Annotated in this window: 19 protein-coding genes; 18 read left to right on the top strand and 1 reads right to left on the bottom strand. The window is 64.0% G+C overall.

The window, feature by feature from the left end; genetic code table 11:
* Genes NJC38_RS10585 through NJC38_RS10510 form a run of 16 tightly spaced genes read left to right on the top strand, consistent with a single transcriptional unit; the run spans position 1 to position 15924 of the window.
* Entirely contained in the window at positions 1-1701 is a 1701-nt protein-coding gene (locus NJC38_RS10585) for an AMP-binding protein (protein ID WP_253114277.1), read from the top strand.
* Complete coding sequence (locus NJC38_RS10580) at positions 1694-2428, top strand: glycosyltransferase family 2 protein (RefSeq protein WP_253114267.1); 735 nt, start codon at positions 1694-1696, stop codon at positions 2426-2428. The genes NJC38_RS10585 and NJC38_RS10580 overlap by 8 nt, the downstream gene beginning before the upstream one ends.
* A complete protein-coding gene (locus tag NJC38_RS10575; protein ID WP_253114264.1) occupies positions 2425-3366 on the top strand; it encodes a glycosyl transferase in 942 nt (313 codons plus the stop codon). The genes NJC38_RS10580 and NJC38_RS10575 overlap by 4 nt, the downstream gene beginning before the upstream one ends.
* Positions 3347-4894 carry a histidine ammonia-lyase gene (locus tag NJC38_RS10570; RefSeq protein WP_045486581.1) on the top strand — a complete coding sequence of 516 codons (1548 nt, stop codon included), beginning with the start codon at positions 3347-3349 and terminating at the stop codon, positions 4892-4894. Before NJC38_RS10575 ends, NJC38_RS10570 begins: the two co-directional genes overlap by 20 nt.
* Complete coding sequence (locus NJC38_RS10565) at positions 4884-5324, top strand: acyl-CoA thioesterase (RefSeq protein ID WP_045486578.1); 441 nt, start codon at positions 4884-4886, stop codon at positions 5322-5324. Before NJC38_RS10570 ends, NJC38_RS10565 begins: the two co-directional genes overlap by 11 nt.
* Entirely contained in the window at positions 5321-5914 is a 594-nt protein-coding gene (locus NJC38_RS10560) for an outer membrane lipoprotein carrier protein LolA (RefSeq protein ID WP_045486575.1), read from the top strand. Before NJC38_RS10565 ends, NJC38_RS10560 begins: the two co-directional genes overlap by 4 nt.
* Positions 5898-8237 carry an MMPL family transporter gene (locus tag NJC38_RS10555; RefSeq protein WP_253114721.1) on the top strand — a complete coding sequence of 780 codons (2340 nt, stop codon included), beginning with the start codon at positions 5898-5900 and terminating at the stop codon, positions 8235-8237. The genes NJC38_RS10560 and NJC38_RS10555 overlap by 17 nt, the downstream gene beginning before the upstream one ends.
* Positions 8231-9403 carry a sodium:proton antiporter gene (locus tag NJC38_RS10550; RefSeq protein ID WP_253114261.1) on the top strand — a complete coding sequence of 391 codons (1173 nt, stop codon included), beginning with the start codon at positions 8231-8233 and terminating at the stop codon, positions 9401-9403. The genes NJC38_RS10555 and NJC38_RS10550 overlap by 7 nt, the downstream gene beginning before the upstream one ends.
* Complete coding sequence (locus NJC38_RS10545; protein WP_253114259.1) at positions 9390-10637, top strand: NAD(P)/FAD-dependent oxidoreductase; 1248 nt, start codon at positions 9390-9392, stop codon at positions 10635-10637. Before NJC38_RS10550 ends, NJC38_RS10545 begins: the two co-directional genes overlap by 14 nt.
* Positions 10634-11368, top strand: a complete 735-nt coding sequence (locus NJC38_RS10540; RefSeq protein WP_253114258.1) for a class I SAM-dependent methyltransferase — start codon at positions 10634-10636, stop codon at positions 11366-11368. The genes NJC38_RS10545 and NJC38_RS10540 overlap by 4 nt, the downstream gene beginning before the upstream one ends.
* Positions 11365-11859 carry a hypothetical protein gene (locus NJC38_RS10535; RefSeq protein ID WP_253114256.1) on the top strand — a complete coding sequence of 165 codons (495 nt, stop codon included), beginning with the start codon at positions 11365-11367 and terminating at the stop codon, positions 11857-11859. The genes NJC38_RS10540 and NJC38_RS10535 overlap by 4 nt, the downstream gene beginning before the upstream one ends.
* The gene (locus NJC38_RS10530) at positions 11856-13049 is read left to right on the top strand and encodes a beta-ketoacyl-[acyl-carrier-protein] synthase family protein (RefSeq protein WP_253114254.1); all 1194 of its coding nucleotides are present in this window, start codon (positions 11856-11858) and stop codon (positions 13047-13049) included. The genes NJC38_RS10535 and NJC38_RS10530 overlap by 4 nt, the downstream gene beginning before the upstream one ends.
* Positions 13046-13504, top strand: coding sequence for a hotdog family protein (locus NJC38_RS10525; protein ID WP_045486557.1), 459 nt, complete (start codon positions 13046-13048; stop codon positions 13502-13504). Before NJC38_RS10530 ends, NJC38_RS10525 begins: the two co-directional genes overlap by 4 nt.
* Positions 13497-14225 (top strand): 3-oxoacyl-ACP reductase FabG, encoded by a 729-nt coding sequence (fabG, locus tag NJC38_RS10520; RefSeq protein WP_253114251.1) that lies wholly within the window; start codon positions 13497-13499, stop codon positions 14223-14225. Before NJC38_RS10525 ends, fabG begins: the two co-directional genes overlap by 8 nt.
* Positions 14225-15451, top strand: a complete 1227-nt coding sequence (locus tag NJC38_RS10515) for a beta-ketoacyl-ACP synthase (RefSeq protein ID WP_045486551.1) — start codon at positions 14225-14227, stop codon at positions 15449-15451. Before fabG ends, NJC38_RS10515 begins: the two co-directional genes overlap by 1 nt.
* A gap of 26 nt (positions 15452-15477) precedes the next feature.
* On the top strand, positions 15478-15924 hold the full coding sequence (locus tag NJC38_RS10510; RefSeq protein WP_045486548.1) for a hypothetical protein: 447 nt from the start codon (positions 15478-15480) through the stop codon (positions 15922-15924).
* A gap of 62 nt (positions 15925-15986) precedes the next feature.
* On the opposite strand, the gene NJC38_RS10505 is transcribed toward NJC38_RS10510, so the two are convergent.
* Positions 15987-16874 (bottom strand): LysR family transcriptional regulator, encoded by an 888-nt coding sequence (locus tag NJC38_RS10505; RefSeq protein ID WP_253114248.1) that lies wholly within the window; start codon positions 16872-16874, stop codon positions 15987-15989.
* 73 nt (positions 16875-16947) lie between these two features.
* Between NJC38_RS10505 and NJC38_RS10500 the strand changes: the two genes are divergently transcribed.
* Both NJC38_RS10500 and NJC38_RS10495 read left to right on the top strand, forming a co-directional pair.
* Positions 16948-18258, top strand: coding sequence for an MFS transporter (locus NJC38_RS10500; RefSeq protein ID WP_253114244.1), 1311 nt, complete (start codon positions 16948-16950; stop codon positions 18256-18258).
* A gap of 63 nt (positions 18259-18321) precedes the next feature.
* On the top strand, positions 18322-18557 hold a 236-nt coding region (locus NJC38_RS10495; RefSeq protein WP_253114240.1), incomplete at its 3' end, for a hypothetical protein.

The raw sequence follows: 18557 nt of genomic DNA, 5'->3' as shown, positions 1-18557 counted from the left end.
ATGAACTGGTTAAATCTTGAACACCTGCTGCTCGATGAGTCGCCGGACCGCCTGCTGTGCCAGGACCCGGACCTGACCCTCGGCCAGCTACGCCGCCAAGCCCTGTGCGCCGCTGCCGGCCTGCAAGCCCGTGGCATCCGCCATCTGGCCATCCACCTGGAAGACGCAGGCGAACTGGCCATCGCCCTGTTGGCCGCCTGGCGCGCCGGGGTCAGCGTGCTGCTGCCCGCCGACCTGCAGGCCGAGACCCGCGAACGCTGGAACCCTCAAGTCGACCTGTGGCTCAGCGAACAGCCGGGCGATACCCGCCTGGGCCAGCTGTACGACGCCGAACCCTTGCCAGCCGCACGGCTCGACCTGGACCAGTGCAGCCTGAGCCTGTGCACTTCGGGCTCCAGTGGCGAACCCAAGCGCATCGACAAACGGCTGCGCCAACTGGACAACGAAGTCCGGGGCCTGGAGCAACTGTGGGGCGCTGAACTGGGTAACGCCTGCATGATCGGCAGTGTCGCCGCGCAGCACATCTATGGCCTGCTGTTCCGGGTGCTTTGGCCGCTGTGCGCCGGGCGTCAATGGGTTCGGCGGCAGTTGCCGTTCCCGGAAGACCTGCAACGCGCCAGCCTGGACTATCCGGCCTTCGCTTGGGTCGCCAGCCCGGCGCTGCTCAAGCGCATGGGGGACAACCTCGACTGGCCAGCGCTGAGCAAGGTACGCCGGGTGTTCTCATCCGGTGGCGCGCTGCCCGCAGACGCTGCGCTCAGCCTGCAACAGCGTCTGGGCCAATGGCCGTGCGAGATTTTCGGCAGCTCAGAAACCGGCGGTATTGCCTGGCGCCAGGGCGAAACGCTCTGGCAGGCGTTTGCCGGTGTGCAGTTGACCCAGGACGCTGAGGGCGCGTTGCAAGTCTGCTCGCCTTACCTCGCCCCGGGTCATGCCGAACAGACCGCCGATGCCGCTCGCTTTGAGGCCGATGGCCGCTTCGAACTGCTGGGTCGTCTGGACCGCATCGTCAAACTGGAAGAGAAACGCATCTCGCTGCCATCGCTGGAACAGGCACTGGTCAACCATGCCTGGATCAGCGAAGCCCGGCTCGGCGTAGTCCGTGAGAACCGTGCCTATCTGGGCGCCCTGGTGGTGCTCAGCGAAAGTGGCTTGCATGCCTTGCGTAATCTGGGCCGCCGCGCCCTGACCGAGACCTTGCGCAAACACCTGAGCAATCATTGTGAGGCGCTGGCCTTGCCGCGGCGCTGGCGGCTGCTGCGTCAGTTGCCGCTGAGCGACCAGGGCAAACTGCCTCAGGCACTGGTCGAAACCCTGCTGGCCGCACCGCGGGGCAAAGCCCCCGAGGTGCTGGAGCACAAGGTCCAGGACGACGGCCTGCAGATCGAGTTGCAGGTGCCGCCGGATCTGGCCTGCTTTACCGGCCATTTCCCTCGTACGCCGGTCCTGCCTGGCGTGACCCAGGTCGACTGGGCACTGGAACTCGGCCAGCGCCTGCTTGAGCTGCCGCCGCGCTTTGCCGGTATGGAAGTGCTCAAGTTCCAGCAACTGGTGCGCCCTGGCGACCGCTTGACCCTGACCCTGCGCTTCGACGCAGCCCGTAGCAAGCTGCATTTCGCCTACCACAACCAGCATCAGGCGCCCTGCTCCAGCGGCCGGATCGTGCTGCAAGACAGCGCCACGGAAACCGCTCATGCATAAGCCCTGTGCGGTGATACCAGTGTTCAACCACGAGCTGGCAGTGCCCAACGTGGTCAAGGCCCTGCGCGCTGCCGGCCTGCCATGCGTGCTGGTCGATGACGCCAGCAGTCAGGCCTGCGCTCAGGTCCTGCAAGCACTGGCCAAGGAAGACGGCGTGCACCTGATTCGTCTGCAGACCAATCAGGGCAAGGGCGGCGCCGTGATGGCCGGTTTTCAGGAGGCGGCGCAACGTGGCTACAGCCACGCCTTGCAGGTCGACGCCGACGGCCAGCATGACCTGAGCGACATCGGACGTTTTCTGGAACTGTCCCGGCAACACCCCAAGGCGCTGATCTGCGGTTATCCACAATATGACCAGAGCGTGCCCAAAGGCCGCTTGTATGCCCGCTACCTGACCCATGTGTGGGTGTGGATCAACACCCTGTCGCTGCAGATCCGCGATTCGATGTGCGGCTTTCGGGTCTACCCGCTGGGGCCGGTGCTGCGTCTGATCGATACGGTGCAACTGGGCCGGCGCATGGATTTCGACACCGAGATTCTGGTCCGTCTGGCATGGCGCCGCCAGCCGATGCACTGGCTGCCGACCAAGGTGCATTACCCCGAGGATGGCCTGTCGCACTTTCGCCTTTTTCACGACAACGCACTGATTTCCAAGATGCACACCAAGCTGTTCTTCGGCATGTTAGTGCGCGCGCCGGTGCTGCTGTGGCGCAAGGTGCGGCCATGAGCCAGCAACCGAAACGACACTGGGCCGACCGCGAAGAGCGCGGCAGCTTCGCGCTGATGAAGCTCACCGCCTGGGCGGTACGGATACTTGGCCGGCGCCTGCTCAGCCCGGTGCTGTACGGCATTGTGCTGTACTTCTTCATTTTTGGCCGCAGCGCCCGGCACGCCATCGCCGAGTTCCAGCAAAACCTTGCCGACTGGAGCGGCAAGCCTGAACTGCGCCCCAGCCAGTGGCGGGTGTTCCGCCAGTTCATGGCGTTTGCCGAAGCCTTGCTCGACAAGCTCGATGTGTGGAACGGCAAGCTGGGCATCGAACAGATCCGCATCGACGACCCCGCCCTGCTGCGCAATCAACTGCGTGGCCAGCGCGGCCAGATGCTGGTCGGTGCCCACCTGGGCAACCTTGAAGTGTGCCGCGCCCTGGCCGAACTGGGCGAAAAGGTCACCATGAACGTGCTGGTGCACACCAAGCACGCCGAACGCTTCAATCGCCTGCTGGGCGAAGCCGGAGCGACCAATCTGCGGCTGGTCCAGGTCAGTGAACTGGACCCGGCCATCATGCTGCAACTGAGCCAGCGCCTGGACGACGGCGAATGGCTGGCCATCGCCGGTGACCGCGTGCCGTTGCATGGCGGGCGCACCGTGCAGGCTGATTTTCTCGGCAAGCCGGCGGCCTTCCCGCAAGGCCCCTGGCTGCTGGCCGGGCTGCTCAAGTGCCCGGTGAACCTGTTTTTCTGCCTCAAGGACGCCCAGGGCTATCGCGTGGTTCTGGAGCCGTTCACCGAATCGGTCCAGTGGCGGCGCAGCGACCGTGCCCAGGTCATTGCCCACTGGGCTGCCCGCTACGCCGAACGGCTGGCCCACTACTGCCTGCAAGCCCCGCAGCAGTGGTTCAATTTCTATCCTTTCTGGAAGTCCGATGAATCATCCAGCTCATGACCCCGTGACCTTCGGCGCCCTGGCGCTGAGCATCGAACAGGTAGTGGCCGTCGCCAACCGTCAGGCGCCGACCGTGCTGCAAGCCGATGCCCAGTACCGGGCGCGCATCACTCGCGGGGCGCAGTTCCTCGACTCGTTGCTGGACAAGGAAGGCGTGATCTACGGCGTGACCACCGGTTATGGCGACTCTTGCGTGGTGGCTGTGCCCCTGCAGCACGTCGAAGCCCTGCCCCGGCATTTGTATACCTTCCACGGCTGCGGGCTGGGCAAGCTGCTGGACGAACGCGCCACCCGCGCCGTGCTCGCTGCGCGCTTGCAGTCGCTGTGCCACGGCATGTCCGGGGTGCGTATCGAGTTGCTGGAGCGCTTGCAGGCGTTTATCGAACATGACGTGCTGCCGCTGATCCCGGAAGAAGGCTCGGTGGGCGCCAGCGGCGACCTGACCCCGTTGTCTTATGTGGCCGCCACGCTGTCCGGCGAGCGCGAGGTGATGTTCCGCGGCCAGCGTCGCCCGGCGCTTGAGGTGCATCGCGAACTGGGCTGGGAGCCGCTGGTGCTGCGCCCCAAGGAAGCCCTGGCGTTGATGAATGGCACCGCGGTGATGACCGGCCTGGCCTGCCAGGCGTTTGCCCGGGCTGACTACCTGCTGCAACTGGCCACGCGCATCACCGCAATGAACGTCATCGCCCTGCAAGGCAACCCGGAACACTTCGACGAGCGCCTGTTTGCAGCCAAGCCGCACCCAGGCCAGACCCAGGTCGCGGCCTGGCTGCGTCAGGACCTGGCCATCGACGCCCCCACCGCGCCGCTGCACCGCCTGCAAGACCGTTACTCGCTGCGCTGCGCGCCGCATGTGCTTGGCGTGTTGGCCGACAGCCTGGGCTGGTTGCGCTCGTTCATCGAGACCGAACTCAACAGCGCCAACGACAACCCGATCATCGACGGCGACCACGAGCGGGTGCTGCACGGCGGGCACTTCTACGGTGGCCATATCGCCTTTGCCATGGACAGCCTGAAAAACCTGGTGGCCAACGTCGCCGACCTGCTCGACCGGCAACTGGCCCTGCTGGTCGACGTGCGTTACAACCACGGCCTGCCGAGCAACCTGTCCGGCGCCAGTGCCGAACGGGCGATGATCAACCACGGCTTCAAGGCCGTGCAGATCGGCGCCAGTGCCTGGACTGCCGAAGCGCTGAAAAACACCCTGCCGGCCAGCGTGTTCTCGCGCTCCACCGAGTGCCATAACCAGGACAAGGTGAGCATGGGCACCATTGCTGCACGTGATGCCATCCGGGTATTGGAACTCACCGAGCAGGTCGCAGCAGCGACCCTGCTGGCGGCCAATCAGGGCCTGTGGCTGCGCAGCCGCGAAGCCGACGCCAGGCCGCTGCCGGCAGCGCTGGCCAGCATGCATGCGCAGCTTGGCGAAGAATTCCCGCCGGTCATCGACGACCGGGGTCTGGAAGGCGAATTGCGCCTGTGCCTGCAACGCATCAGCGAGCGCCACTGGAGGCTGCATGCGCAGTAAAGGACTGATCGACGTCGACACTGAAGTGGTGGTGCCGTTTTTCGATGTCGACATGATGAACATCGTCTGGCACGGCCACTACGTCAAATACCTCGAAGTGGCGCGCTGTGCGTTGCTCGATCATATCGGCCACAACTACACCAGGATGCTCGAATCCGGCTACGGCTGGCCGGTCATTGATATGCAATTGCGCTACATGCGCGGCGCGGTGTTCGGCCAGAAACTGATCGTGCGCGCCAGCCTGGTGGAATGGGAAAACCGCCTGAAGATCAACTACCTGATCAGCGATGCCAGCACCGGTGAGCGCATGACCCGCGCCAGCACCGTACAGGTTGCGGTGGCCGTCGACAGCCGCGAGATGCAGTTGGCCTCGCCCAAGGCTTTCACCGACGCCGTACAAAAGGCGCTGGCAAACGAGGGCCGGGTATGAAACGTCTATTCGCCACACTGATGCTGATGTGCCTGGCTGCACAGACCTGGGCCTTCGACCTGCAACAACTGAGCGAGCAGTTGTCCCGGCCTGCGGCCATCGAGGGGCGGTTTATCCAGGAAAAACACCTGCGCGCCCTGCCCCAGCCGCTGACCAGCACCGGGCGTTTTGTCCTGGCCCGTGACTTCGGCCTGCTGTGGCTGCTCGAAACACCGCTCAAGCAGGATTACCGCATCACCGCCAACGGTATCGCCCGCCGCGAGGCGCAGGGCTGGCAGATGCTGCCGAACAAGAGTGCCGGCGCCGAGCACAACCGTCTGTTCCTGGCGGTGCTGCAAGGTGACAGCAGCGGATTGCAGCGTGATTTCGAACTGCAACTCAGCGGTGATGCACAGGACTGGAAACTGACCCTGCTGCCACGCTCACTGTTGCTGCAACAGATCTTTCGCCAGATCAATATCGACGGCGGCGAACTGGTCAGGCAGATCGAACTGCTCGAAGCCCAGGGCGACCGCACGGTGCTGAAAATGATCGACAGCCATAGCGTTCCGGCGCTGAGCGATACCCAGCGTGCTGATTTCAAATCCTGAGCGGCGCCTGCCGCGCCTGTTCCTGCTGATCCTGCTCGGCGTGCTGGCACTGGCCGGCTGGCAGTGGCGTGATGGCGCGCCGCTGTCGGCCAACCTCATGGAACTGGTGCCGGGCGGACGTCCTGATCCGCTGGAGCTGCGCGCCGAGCAGCGCATGCAGGAGCCGCTGAATCGCGAAATGCTGGTGCTGGTCGGCCACCCCGAGCGCCAGCAAGCCATTGAACTGACCAAGCAACTGGCCGCGCAGTGGCAGGCCAGCGGGCTGTTCGAAAAGGTCCAATGGAACCTGCAGGCTGACCTGCCGGCCATCCGCGAACAATTGCTCGCCGGCCGGCTAGCCATGCTCCCGGCGGCGGACCGCACGCTGCTGATCGAACAACCCGAGGCGTTCATCCAGCAACGCCTGCAAAGCCTGTTCGACCCCTTTGCCGGTTTCAGCCTGGTACCGAGCCAGGACGACTGGCTGGGCCTGACCGGACGCATCCAGAGCAACCTGCCGCGCACCGGCAGCGTCGAACCGGACCTGGCCAGCGGTGCGCTGCTGGCCCAGGCCGATGGCAAGCAATGGGTGTTGCTGCGGGTACGCACCCCAGGCGATGCGTTTGACATGCAGCTGCCGGGGCAGGTCGCCGGCCTGTTGAGCCTGGCCCGTGAACAGGCCGCCCAGGCCGGCGGGCAGTTGCTGGCGGCCAGCGGGCTGCTGTATGCCGCGGCGGGTCAGCAACAAGCCAAACAGGAAATCAGCTGGGTCGGCGGTGGCGCCACGGCAGGCATCCTGCTGTTGCTGCTATTGGCGTTCCGCCGCTGGCGCGTACTGCTGGCGTTCGTCCCGGTGCTGGTCGGCATGCTGTTCGGCAGCGTCGCCTGCGTACTGCTGTTCGGCAAGATGCACGTCATGACCCTGGTACTGGGGTCGAGCCTGATCGGCGTCGCCGTCGATTACCCGCTGCACTACCTGTCCAAAAGCTGGAGCCTCAAGCCCTGGCGTGCCTGGCCGGCCTTGCGGCTGACCCTGCCGGGGCTGACCCTGAGCCTGATCACCAGCTGTATCGGCTATCTGGCGCTGGCCTGGACACCCTTTCCTGCCTTGACTCAGATCGCTGCGTTTTCCGCCGCTGGCCTGATCGGCGCTTACCTGGCGGCGGTGTGCCTGCTGCCGGCGCTGCTGGCCAAAACCGAGCTGCGCCCGGCGCAGTGGCCGCTGACGCTGGCGCAACGCCTGCTGGATATACGCAGCGCCTTGCTGCGCCGGGTCAACACACCGCTGTTGCTGGTTGCGCTGTTGGCGTTCTGCACCGCCGGCTTGTGGCAACTGACCACCCGCAACGACATTCGCCAATGGGTTTCCGCCCCCCAGGCGCTGACCGACGAAGCGCAAAGCATTGCGCGGATTACCGGTTATCAGCCGACCAGCCAGTTTTTCCTGATTCGCGGCCGCGACGAGCAGCAATTGCTGGAGCGCCAGAACGCCCTGACCCAACGTCTCGACGCGTTGATCGGCAGCGGCAAACTGCGCGGTTACATGGCGATCAACCAATTACTGGCCTCACCGGACGACCAAAAGGCGCTGCAGGCCGCCTTGCCGCAACTGGCGCAGCACTGGCAAGCGCTGCTGGCGCTCGGGGTGTCCAGCGAAACCCTGCAGGCCGAACTGGCTGAACTCCAGGCACTGCCCGTCCAGCCCATCGACCAGGCCCTGGCCGGGCCGCTGAGCGAAGCCTGGCGGCCACTCTGGCTGGGCCGTAACAACGAGGGCGTGGCGGCTGTCGTCAGCCTGCAAGGGCTGGGCAACCCGGCCCTGTTGCAGGCCCAGGCCGATGGGCTGCCAGGCGTGCACCTGGTCGACCGCCTGGGAGCACTCAATGCGGTGTTCGCCCAGACCCAGATCAGCGCCGCCGAACTCAAACTGCTGTCGTGCATCCTGATCATTGCCCTGTTGATCGCCCCCTTCGGTTTCGGCGGCGCAGTACGCATCGTGACCCTGCCACTGCTGGCCGCCTTGTGCAGCCTGGCAAGCCTCGGCTGGCTGGGTCAGCCGCTGACCCTGTTCAGCCTGTTCGGCCTGCTGCTGGTCACCGCGATCAGCGTCGATTACGCGATTCTCATGCGTGAGCAGGTCGGTGGGGCGGCGGTCAGTCTGCTCGGCACCTTGCTGGCGGCCATCACCACCTGGTTGTCGTTCGGCCTGCTGGCGCTGTCGCAGACCCCGGCGATCAGCAACTTCGGGCTGTCGGTGAGCCTCGGGCTGGTCTTCAGTTTTCTGCTCGCGCCGTGGGCAAGCCACCGCCATACCCCCGATCATCAGGAGCTGCAATCATGCTGATTCTGCTGTTCTGGCTCATGGCCCTGCTGGCGTTTGCCGGCGCGACCTGGCTGGGCAAGCGGCTGGGACTGATCCCGATCGTCAGTCAGTTGTTGCTGGCAACCTTCGGCCTGCCGCTGTTGATGCTGTTGTGGGTCGAGCCGCACTGGCAACTGAGCGGCGCCCAACTGATCGAGCCGGTCTGGCTCAAGACCCTCTATGGCCTGGCCTTCGCCCTGGTGCTGGGCCATATCCTCAGCGATGTGGTCGAGGTCGAGCTGGACCGGCAAAGCCTCAAGGTGGCGTTGCCGAGCTTTGTGGTGCCGTTCATCTGTGGGGTAGCCTGCGCAGTGTGGCTGCTGCCCGAGCAGCGCTGGATCAGCGATCTTGCAGTGGGGCTGGTGTTCGCCATCACCGCCATTCCGGTGTTGTACCTGTACCTGAACCACATCAACTACCCGCCAGCTGCCACCCGCCGGCTGGTGCAGGCCGCGATTCTCATCGACCTGGCCTGCTGGAGCCTGTTCGCCCTGGCCCAAGGCAGCCTGCACCTGAGCAGCCTGTTGCTGCCACTGCTGATGGCCTGCACCCCCCTGCTGCTGCGGCTGCTGGGCATTCGCCAGCCGCTGGTCTACAGCCTGGGCTTTTTCGCTCTGCTGGTACTGGCCGAGCACTACAAACTCAACGCGCTGGTTTTCGGCATCGGTTACCTGATGTGCATGAGCCGCCTCAAGCAAGCCTGGGTCCTGCCGATCAAACCCGCTGTGCTGGCCCTGCTGCAAAATTACCTGGCCGTGCCGTTGCTGCTGACCTTCGGTCTGGTACAGATCAATGTGCATAGCGCCATGGGCGAACTGGACGGCCTGCTACTGACGGCGCTGATTGGGGTGCCGATTGTCGCCAAGCTGCTCGGCAACTGGCTGGGGCTGCGCTGGGCACCGCCTTCGTACCCCGGCGCCAGCCGCTGGCGCGAATGCGTGCTGCTGAATATTCGTGGCCTGAGCGAGATCGTGTTTCTCAACATGCTGCTGCAACAGCAACTGATCAGTCAGGCGTTGTACCTGGCGCTGATGCTGATGAGCCTGCTGGCCACGCTGATGCCCGCCTTGGCGGGCCTGGGCCGCAAGAACCTTTCATTCGCCACTGCCACCGACAAACCGGTAAGGAATCGCTGTGCCAATCACTGATATGCAAAGCCGCACGGTCGTGGTCATCGGTGCCGGCCCGGCCGGCGCGATTGCCGCCGCCCTGCTCAAGCGCAAGGGCCACGACGTACTGATCATCGAGCGCCAGGCGTTTCCACGGTTCTCCATCGGCGAGAGCCTGCTGTCGCACTGCCTGGATTTCGTCGAAGAAGCCGGCATGCTCGACGCCGTGCAGGCCGCAGGTTTTCAGTACAAGAACGGCGCCGCGTTTGCCTGTGGCGATCAGTACTCGGCGTTCGATTTTGGCGAAAGCTTCAGCCAGGGCAAACCGAGCACCTTCCAGGTGCAACGCGCCGACTTCGACCAGTTGCTGGCCGACCAGGCCGCCCTGCAGGGCGTGGAAATCCGCTATCTGCAAGAAATCGTCAGCGCCGACTTCAACGCCGCCCAACCGGTGCTGCAAGTGCGCCGCGAGGATGGCAGCCTGTACGCGCTGCAGGCCGGTTTCGTCCTCGATGCCAGCGGTTACGGGCGGGTGCTGCCGCGCCTGCTGGACCTGGAGGCGCCGTCGGACTTCCCTCTGCGCCGTGCGGTGTTCACCCATGTCGAGGACCATATCCAGAGCCCGCCCTTCGACCGCAACAAGATTCTGGTCAGCGTCCACCCCGAGCACCGCGACGTGTGGTTCTGGACCATCCCGTTCAGCAACGGCCGCTGCTCCCAGGGCGTGGTGGCCAGCGCCGAGCGCTTCAAAGACAAACCCGAAGACCTCGATGCCTGCCTGCGCGCCTTCATCGATGAAACCCCGAGCCTGCGCAATACCCTCAAAGACGCTGTGTGGGATACCCCGGCGCGGACCATCGGCGGCTATGCAGCCAACGTCAAGACCCTGCACGGGCCGGGGTTTGCCTTGCTGGGCAATGCCGCCGAGTTCCTCGACCCGGTGTTTTCTTCGGGCGTAACCATTGCCATGCGTTCCGCGAGCATGGCCGCCAACCTGCTCGATCAGCAGTTGCGTGGCGAGCAGGTCGACTGGGAAAACGACTTCGCCATACCGCTCAAGCGTGGGGTGGATACCTTCCGCGCCTACGTCGAAGGCTGGTACGACGGCAGCTTCCAGGACGTGATTTTCTTCAAGGACTCACAACCGGAAATCCGCGCGATGATCAGCTCGATTCTCGCTGGCTACGCCTGGGACCTGCGCAATCCGTTTGTCAGCGAACCCAAACGGCGGCTGCGCATGCTTACCGAGATTTGCGCAGGTGAGGCGTCATGAGCGGCCGGTTCCTGAGCGACAGTTACGTCGAAGAAACCCGTTTCGGCTTCTGGTTTCTGCGCAGCCACACCTGGCAGCACCATGTGTTGCGCGTGGCAATCAATGACCTGCGCGGGCTGTTCGACACGCCGCTGCCCACGGATGCTGTGTTGCTCGACGCCGGTTGCGGTCAGGGCAAGTCATTCCGTTATTTGCAGCAAACCTTCCAGCCGGCGCGGATCATCGGCCTGGACGCTGACCCGCACAGCCTGGAGCTGAGCCGCCAGGAAGCAGCCCGCCTGGGTCTGGAGGTCGAGTTGATCGGCAGCGACTGCGCGGTGTTGCAGTTGCCCGATGCCAGTGTCGATTTGCTGTTCTGCCACCAGACCTTTCACCATCTGGTCGAGCAGGAGCAAGCACTGGCCGAGTTCTACCGGGTGCTCAAGCCCGGCGGCTATCTGCTGTTTGCCGAGTCCACCGAGGCGTATATCGACACCTGGGTAATCCGCTGGCTGTTCCGCCACCCGATGCATGTGCAGAAAAGCGCCGCCCAGTACCTCGACATGCTGCGTGACCAGGGCTTCGAGTTCAGCTCGGGCAATGTCTCCTACCCGTACTTGTGGTGGAGCCGCGCCAAGGACTTCGGCCTGCTGGAGCGTTTGAAGCTGTGCAAGCCCAAGCCGTTTGGCCAGCGTGAAGAAACCCTGGTCAATGCCGTGGTGCGCAAGCCCCTGCCGGATACGACGCAATGATCCGTATTTTGATCCTGACCCTGTTGCTGCTCGGCGGCTGCGCCAGTCAGGCGCCGTTGCCGGTCGGGACCCCGGACCTGCAACTGCCCCGGCAACTGCATGTGCAGCGCGTCCAGGCCGGGCAGAGCCAGGACTGGTTGCTGATCATCCAGCAAGAGAGCGGCGGCCTGCGCTGGTCGATGATGGACCCACTGGGTATTCCCCAGGCACGCCAGCGCCTGATCGACGGTCAATGGCAGGCTGACGGCCTGTTGCCGCCCAATCCCGAAGCCCGCGAATTGTTCGCCGCGTTACTGTTCGCCATGACCCCGGAGCATGAGCTGCCGGCACGCTACCCAAGTGCCCGGCAGCAAGGCACACTGCGCCGCCTGGATTCGCGCTGGCAGGTCGAATTCCGCTCGCCTGAGGTGTTCAGCCTGACGCTGGCGCCTGCGCGCGACCAGCCCGTGCACTTCAATATCAGCCCACTCAGTAACGGGATCACACCATGACCGCCTACCTCAACGAGCTGGGCCTGGTCTGCGCACTGGGCAACAACCGCCAGGACGTGGCGCGCAAGCTGTTTGCCGGCGACAGCGCCGGGATGGTCTGCGAGTCGGGCTGGATCCCCGGCCACAGCCTGCCGGTGGGCAGCGTCGACCTCGACCTGCCGGTGATTCCCGAGCAGCTCAGCGCCCACAGCCGCAACAATCAGTTGCTGCTGGCGGCCGCCCAACAGATCGAAGACCCGATACGCGCCGCCATGGCCCGCTACGGGGCAGGCCGGGTCGGGGTGATCCTCGGCACCAGCACCTCAGGCATCGACGAGGCCAGCCGCAGCATGGGCAGTTGGCTGCGCGACAAGAGCTTTCCTGAACACTACGACTACCGCCAGCAGGAACTCGGCGCACCGGCCAGCTTCCTCGCGCAGTGGCTTGGCCTCAGCGGTCCGGCCTATGTGATTTCAACGGCCTGCACGTCCAGTGCCCGAGCCTTGCTCAGCGCTCGCCGCGCGCTGGACATGGGGCTGTGCGACGCGGTGTTGTGCGGCGGTGTCGACAGCCTGTGCAAGCTGACCCTCAACGGCTTCCACGCCCTTGAAGCGGTGTCTGCGCAGCGCTGCAATCCGTTCTCGCGCAACCGCGATGGCATCAACATAGGCGAAGCTGCGGTGCTGTTTCTAATGACCCGCCAGGCCAGCCAGAGCCACAGCATTGCCTTGCTCGGTGCCGGCGCCAGCAGCGATGCACACCATATCTCGGCCCCCGAGCCAAGCGGTCGCGGCGCCCGCGAGTCAATGCAACGCGCGCTGGACAAGGCAGGCCTGCAGGCCGGGCAAATCAGCTACCTGAACCTGCATGGCACCGCCACCCAGCACAACGACGCGATGGAGAGTCTGGCGGTACACGCGCTGTTTCCCGATGGCGTACCCTGCTCGTCGACCAAACCCTTGAGCGGCCACACGCTCGGTGCGGCCGGCGCCCTGGAAGCGGCGTTCTGCTGGCTGAGCCTGGCCCAGGACAATACCGATTCCGCGCTACCGCCGCATGTCTGGGACGGCCAGGCCGACCCGCAACTGCCGGTGCTGCACTGGACCACCGCCAACTCGCGCCTGAGTCGTGCAACACCGCGCTACCTGATGAGCAACTCGTTTGCCTTCGGGGGCAATAACATCAGCCTGATTATCGGAGACGCGCCATGATCGACTGGCCGATCGCCGAACTGGTGCCGCACGCTGCTGACATGATTCTTATCGATCAGGTGCTGGCCTTCGACGACGAAACCATCCAGACCCGCCTGACGGTTCGCCCCGATGGCCCCTTCAACCGCCCTGACGGCAGCCTGCCGGCATGGATCGGCATCGAACTGATGGCCCAGAGCGTGGCAGCGTTTGCCGGCTGCCAGGCGCGCTTGCGCGGCGAGCCGGTGCAACTGGGTTTTCTGCTCGGCACCCGCAAGTACGAATGCAACGTCGAACACTTCCCCCATGGTAGCGAACTGACCATCCACGCCCGGCGTTCATTGCAGGACGACAGTGGCATGGGTGTGTTCGAATGCACCTTGAGCGGCCCGGACATCGAAGTGTTTGCCCGCCTCAATGTCTATTGCCCACCCAACGCTGCCGACTATCTGGCCGAAGGAGCCGTTAATGACTGACACGATTCTGGTCACCGGTTCAAGCCGCGGCATCGGCCGGGCCATCGCCCTGCGCCTGGCCAGGTCTGGCTACGACCTGGTGCTGCACTGCCGTAGCGGCCGGGCCGAGGCCGACGCGGTCCAGGCCGAAATTCACGCCCTGGGCCGTCAGGCGCGGGTGCTGCAGTTCGATGTGTCCGACCGCACAGCCTGCAAGACCCTGCTTGAGCAGGACGTGGAAACCCATGGCGCTTATTACGGCGTGGTACTCAACGCCGGGCTGACCCGCGACGGCGCCTTCCCGGCCTTGGGCGATGACGACTGGGACCAGGTGCTGCGCACCAACCTGGACGGCTTCTACAACGTGCTGCACCCGCTGAGCATGCCGATGATCCGCCGCCGCGCCGCCGGCCGGATTGTCTGCATCACCTCGGTGTCCGGGCTGATCGGCAACCGTGGCCAGGTCAACTACAGTGCCTCCAAAGCCGGACTGATCGGCGCCGCCAAGGCGCTGGCCATCGAACTGGCCAAGCGCAAGATCACCGTCAACTGCGTGGCGCCGGGCCTGATCGACACGGCAATGCTGGATGACAACGTGCCCGTCGAAGAACTGCTGAAAATGATCCCCGCGCAGCGCATGGGCACTCCGGAAGAAGTCGCCGGCGCGGTGAATTTCCTGATGTCTGCCGAAGCGGCTTACATCACCCGCCAGGTTCTGGCCGTCAACGGAGGCCTGTGCTGATGAAACGCGTGGTCGTCACCGGCATGTCTGGCATCACTTCTCTGGGCAGCGACTGGGACAGCATCGAGGCCAACTTCAGCGCCAACCGCAGCGGCATCCGGCGGATGGACGAGTGGGATCGTTTTAGCGAGCTCAATACCCGGCTGGCCGGGCCTGTGGATAACTTCGAAGTGCCCGCACACTGGACGCGCAAGCAGTTGCGCAGCATGGGTCGGGTCTCGCGGCTGGTGGTCGCCGCGTCCGAGCAAGCCCTGAGCGATGCCGGGTTGCTCAACGACCCGATCATTCGTGACGGGCGCATGGGCACCGCCTGCGGCTCGTCCACCGGCAGTACCGAAGAGATCAAAGCGTTCGGCAACATGCTGCTCAACTCGGTAGCCGATGGCCTGAACGCCAATTCCTATGTGCGCATGATGCCGCACACCACAGCGGCGAATATCAGCATCTTCTTCGGCCTTACCGGGCGTCTGATTCCGACCTCCAGCGCCTGCACCAGTGGCAGCCAGGGCATCGGCTACGCCTATGAGGCGATCAAGTTCGGCCGCTTGCCGATGATGCTGGCCGGCGGCGGCGAAGAGCTCTGCCCGACCGAGGCGATGGTGTTTGACGCCCTGTATGCCACCAGCCTGAAGAACGATGCACCGCACACCAGCCCACGGCCCTACGACAGTGGTCGCGACGGCCTGGTCATCGGTGAAGGCGCTGGCATGCTGGTGCTTGAAGAACTGGAACATGCCCTGGCGCGCGGGGCCCGGATTCATGCCGAGATCGTCGGCTTCGGCAGTAATGCCGACGGTGCCCACAGCACCCGCCCCGAACAAGTGACCATGCGCCGGGCCATGGAACTGGCGCTGGAAGATGCCGGCCTGCCAACGGCGGCCATCGGTTACGTCAATGGCCACGGCACCGCCACCGAACAGGGCGATATCGCCGAAACCCTGGCCACCAGCGAACTGTTCGGCGCCAGAATGCCCATCAGTTCACAGAAAAGCTTTCTCGGCCACACGCTGGGCGCCTGTGGGGCACTTGAGTCGTGGTTCAGCATCGAAATGCTCAAGCGTGACCGCTACATCCATACCCTGAACCTGGATGCAGTCGATCCGCAGTGTGGCGAACTCGATTACCTCAAAGGTGAACCCCGGGTGATGAGCCACGAGTATGTGATGAATAACAATTTCGCCTTCGGCGGGGTCAACACCTCGTTGATTTTCCGTCGCTGGGCTTGAAACTCGTTCTATCAAGGAGATGAGCCATGCAAATGAAGTCCTGGATCGCGGGTGCAGCGATTGCCCTCAGCGCCCTGCCCGGTATCAGTCAGGCACGTGACACGATGCTGTTGCTGCCGTTCGACAAGGTGATCCAGCAAATGACCCAGCAAGGCAAGCTCGACGGCAGCGTCAAGTTCTACCTGGCGGGCGTGCCGCCACGCGGCAAGGTCACCGTGGTAAGCCCGAATGCGGTCACCAACAAGAAGACCAATGCCTTCAACAAGAGCGACACCGAAGCCTGCGAATGGGTCCTGCAATCGGCGATCCTGCAATTGAACGAAGCGGCCAAGGGTGCCGGCGCCAACGCGGTGACCAACATCACCAGCTACTACAAGAAGATCGAACGCAAAGACCCGGTGAACTACGAGTGCCATGCCGGCGCAGTGATCGCCGGTGTCGCCCTGAAGGGCGACCTGGCCAAGGTCAACTGAGCGGGCGGCAAGCTGTAAGCTTCAAGCTGCACGCGAGAGCACCATGCGCTCTTGCTTGCAGCTTATGGCTTGAAGCTTGCCAGCTCACAAAAAGCTTTGGCCATCGGTGATTGCTCGTCCTTGCGTTGCACCAGCCAGACCGCACTGCTGGCGCCGTCGTCGAGCAGAGTGCGGTACGCCACCCCGTCAATGCGCAAGCGCTGATACGACGCCGGTAACACCGTCACCCCCAACCCCGCCGCCACCAGGCCGATGATCGTCATCACTTCGCCCGCTTCTTGAGTAATCAACGGGCTAAAGCCCGCTGCCCTGGCCAGCCCAATGATCTGCGCATACAAGCCGCTGCCGTAGCTGCGCGGAAAGAACACGAACGGCTCTTCGGCCAACGCTGCCATGAACAACCCTTGCTCACTGCCAGCCAGCAATGGGTGGTCGGAACGCATGATCGCAACCAGCGGCTCACGCAGCAGCTCCACGGCGATCAACGAGTCAGGCAACGGCAAGGGCCGCATGATACCGACCTGCATGCTGCCATCTTGCAGATGATCGACCACGTCCTGGCTGGTCATTTCCTGCAAGGCCAGGTGCACCGCCGGGTAACTCTGGCGAAACGCAAAAATGGCTTTGGGAATGCTTGAGGTAAAGGGCGCCGAGGCTGTGAAGCCGACCTTCAGTTCACCCAGTTCGCCCAACTGCGCACGCCGGGCCACATCAGCGGCTTTATCGACCTGCGCCAATACCAGGCGGGCCTGTTCAAGAAACAAACGCCCGGCTTCGCTCAACTCCACACGCCGGTTGGTGCGCTCAAACAGCCGCGCGCCCAGCTCCTGCTCCAGCGCCTGGATCTGCTGGCTCAGCGGTGGTTGAGAAATGCCCAGCGCCTGGGCCGCCCGGCCAAAGTGCAGCTCTTCGGCCACCGCAATGAAGTAACGCAGATGCCGCAGTTCCATAGGCCACCAAATAAGTCGTACAAGCTATCAATCATGTCTAACAATATATTGGATTGAATCATTAGCCCGCTATATGCTTTTTCAATGCCTGCCTGCTCTTGCAAGACCGAGGTCCACCGTGAAGCCTGCCAGCCCTGCGCTCAATAACGATACTCCGCCATCGCCCGCCCAGACCGCGAGTCAGGCCGACACCTACATTGAAAAGAACACACCGCTGTTCACCCGCACCGCACTGGCGCTGTTCGCGGCAGGCTTTGCCACCTTCGCCCTGTTGTATTGCGTGCAGCCGATGATGCCGCTGTTGTCACGCGAATTCGCCATCAGCGCCGCGCAGAGCAGCCTGGTGCTGTCAGTCTCTACCGCCATGCTCGCCATTGGCCTGCTGGTTACCGGGCCGATTTCCGACCGTATCGGCCGCAAGCCGGTCATGGTTCTGGCGCTGTTCTGTGCCTCTATCGCCACCCTGGCCAGTGCGCTGATGCCCGACTGGGAAACCGTGCTGGTAACCCGGGCGCTGGTCGGCTTGTCGCTGAGCGGGCTGGCAGCGGTGGCCATGACCTATCTGAGTGAAGAGATCCACCCGACCCATCTGGGCCTGGCCATGGGTTTGTACATCGGCGGCAGCGCGGTGGGCGGCATGTGCGGACGGCTGATCAGCGGGGTACTGATCGACTACGTGAACTGGCACGTTGCACTGCTGGTGATCGGCGGCCTGGCGTTGATTGCCGCCGCGGTGTTCTGGCGCATCCTGCCCGACTCGCGCAACTTCCGCCCCCGTTCATTACACCCGCGCAGCCTGCTGGACGGCTTCGCCGTGCAGTTGCGCGATCAGGGCCTGCCGTTATTGTTCCTGACCGGCTTTTTGCTGATGGGCGCGTTCGTCACCCTGTTCAACTACATTGCCTACCGCTTTCTCGAAGCGCCCTACAACCTGAGCCAGGCCGTGGTCGGGCTGTTCTCGGTGGTCTACCTGTCGGGTATCTACAGTTCAGCAAAAATCGGCTCGCTGGCCGACCGTCTGGGCCGGCGCAAGGTGCTCTGGGCGGTCATTGTGCTGATGCTCGCCGGCCTGGGCCTGACCCTGCTCAACCCGCTGGCACTGGTGATCATCGGCGTGCTGATCTTCACCTTCGGGTTCTTCGGCGCCCACTCGGTGGCCAGCAGTTGGGTCGGCCGCCGCGCCACCACCGCGCGCGGCCAGGCCTCGTCGCTGTACCTGTTCTGCTACTACGCAGGCTCCAGCGTAGCCGGCACCGGCGGCGGCGTGTTCTGGCACTACGCCGGCTGGAATGGCATCGGGTTGTTCATTGGTTTGTTATTGCTGCTGGCGCTGGGGGTGGCGTTGCGGCTGGCCAAGTTACAGCCGTTGGCAGGGGGTAATTGATTGTGTTCAGACTCTTGGCAGCACTACACAATCAAGTGGGAGGCTGCTTTGCAGGCGAATGCAGTGCACAGCACTGCCAAAAGTATTCAAGGCAAGCACAGACCGTCGAAAGAGAAAGTATTTATTCACCATCACCCCGAAAATGAAAAAGCAATTTCCCCTCTTGACATCCTCCCCGGTCTGAAGGCCGGAGATTCCTACGGCGCTCAGGCGCGGCATCGAGCCGCCCCCAAGTCGCTTCGGTGGGTTCCTGCTGCTGGCGCCATGACCTCTGCGCTCACTTCACAGGCTAACCGGGC

Source organism: Pseudomonas sp. 21LCFQ010 (genome assembly GCF_024129905.1).
In the GTDB taxonomy this organism is placed as follows: Bacteria; Pseudomonadota; Gammaproteobacteria; order Pseudomonadales; family Pseudomonadaceae; genus Aquipseudomonas.
Note: the sequence above shows the minus strand (reverse complement) of the source record. Positions and strands in the feature narration are given on the sequence as shown.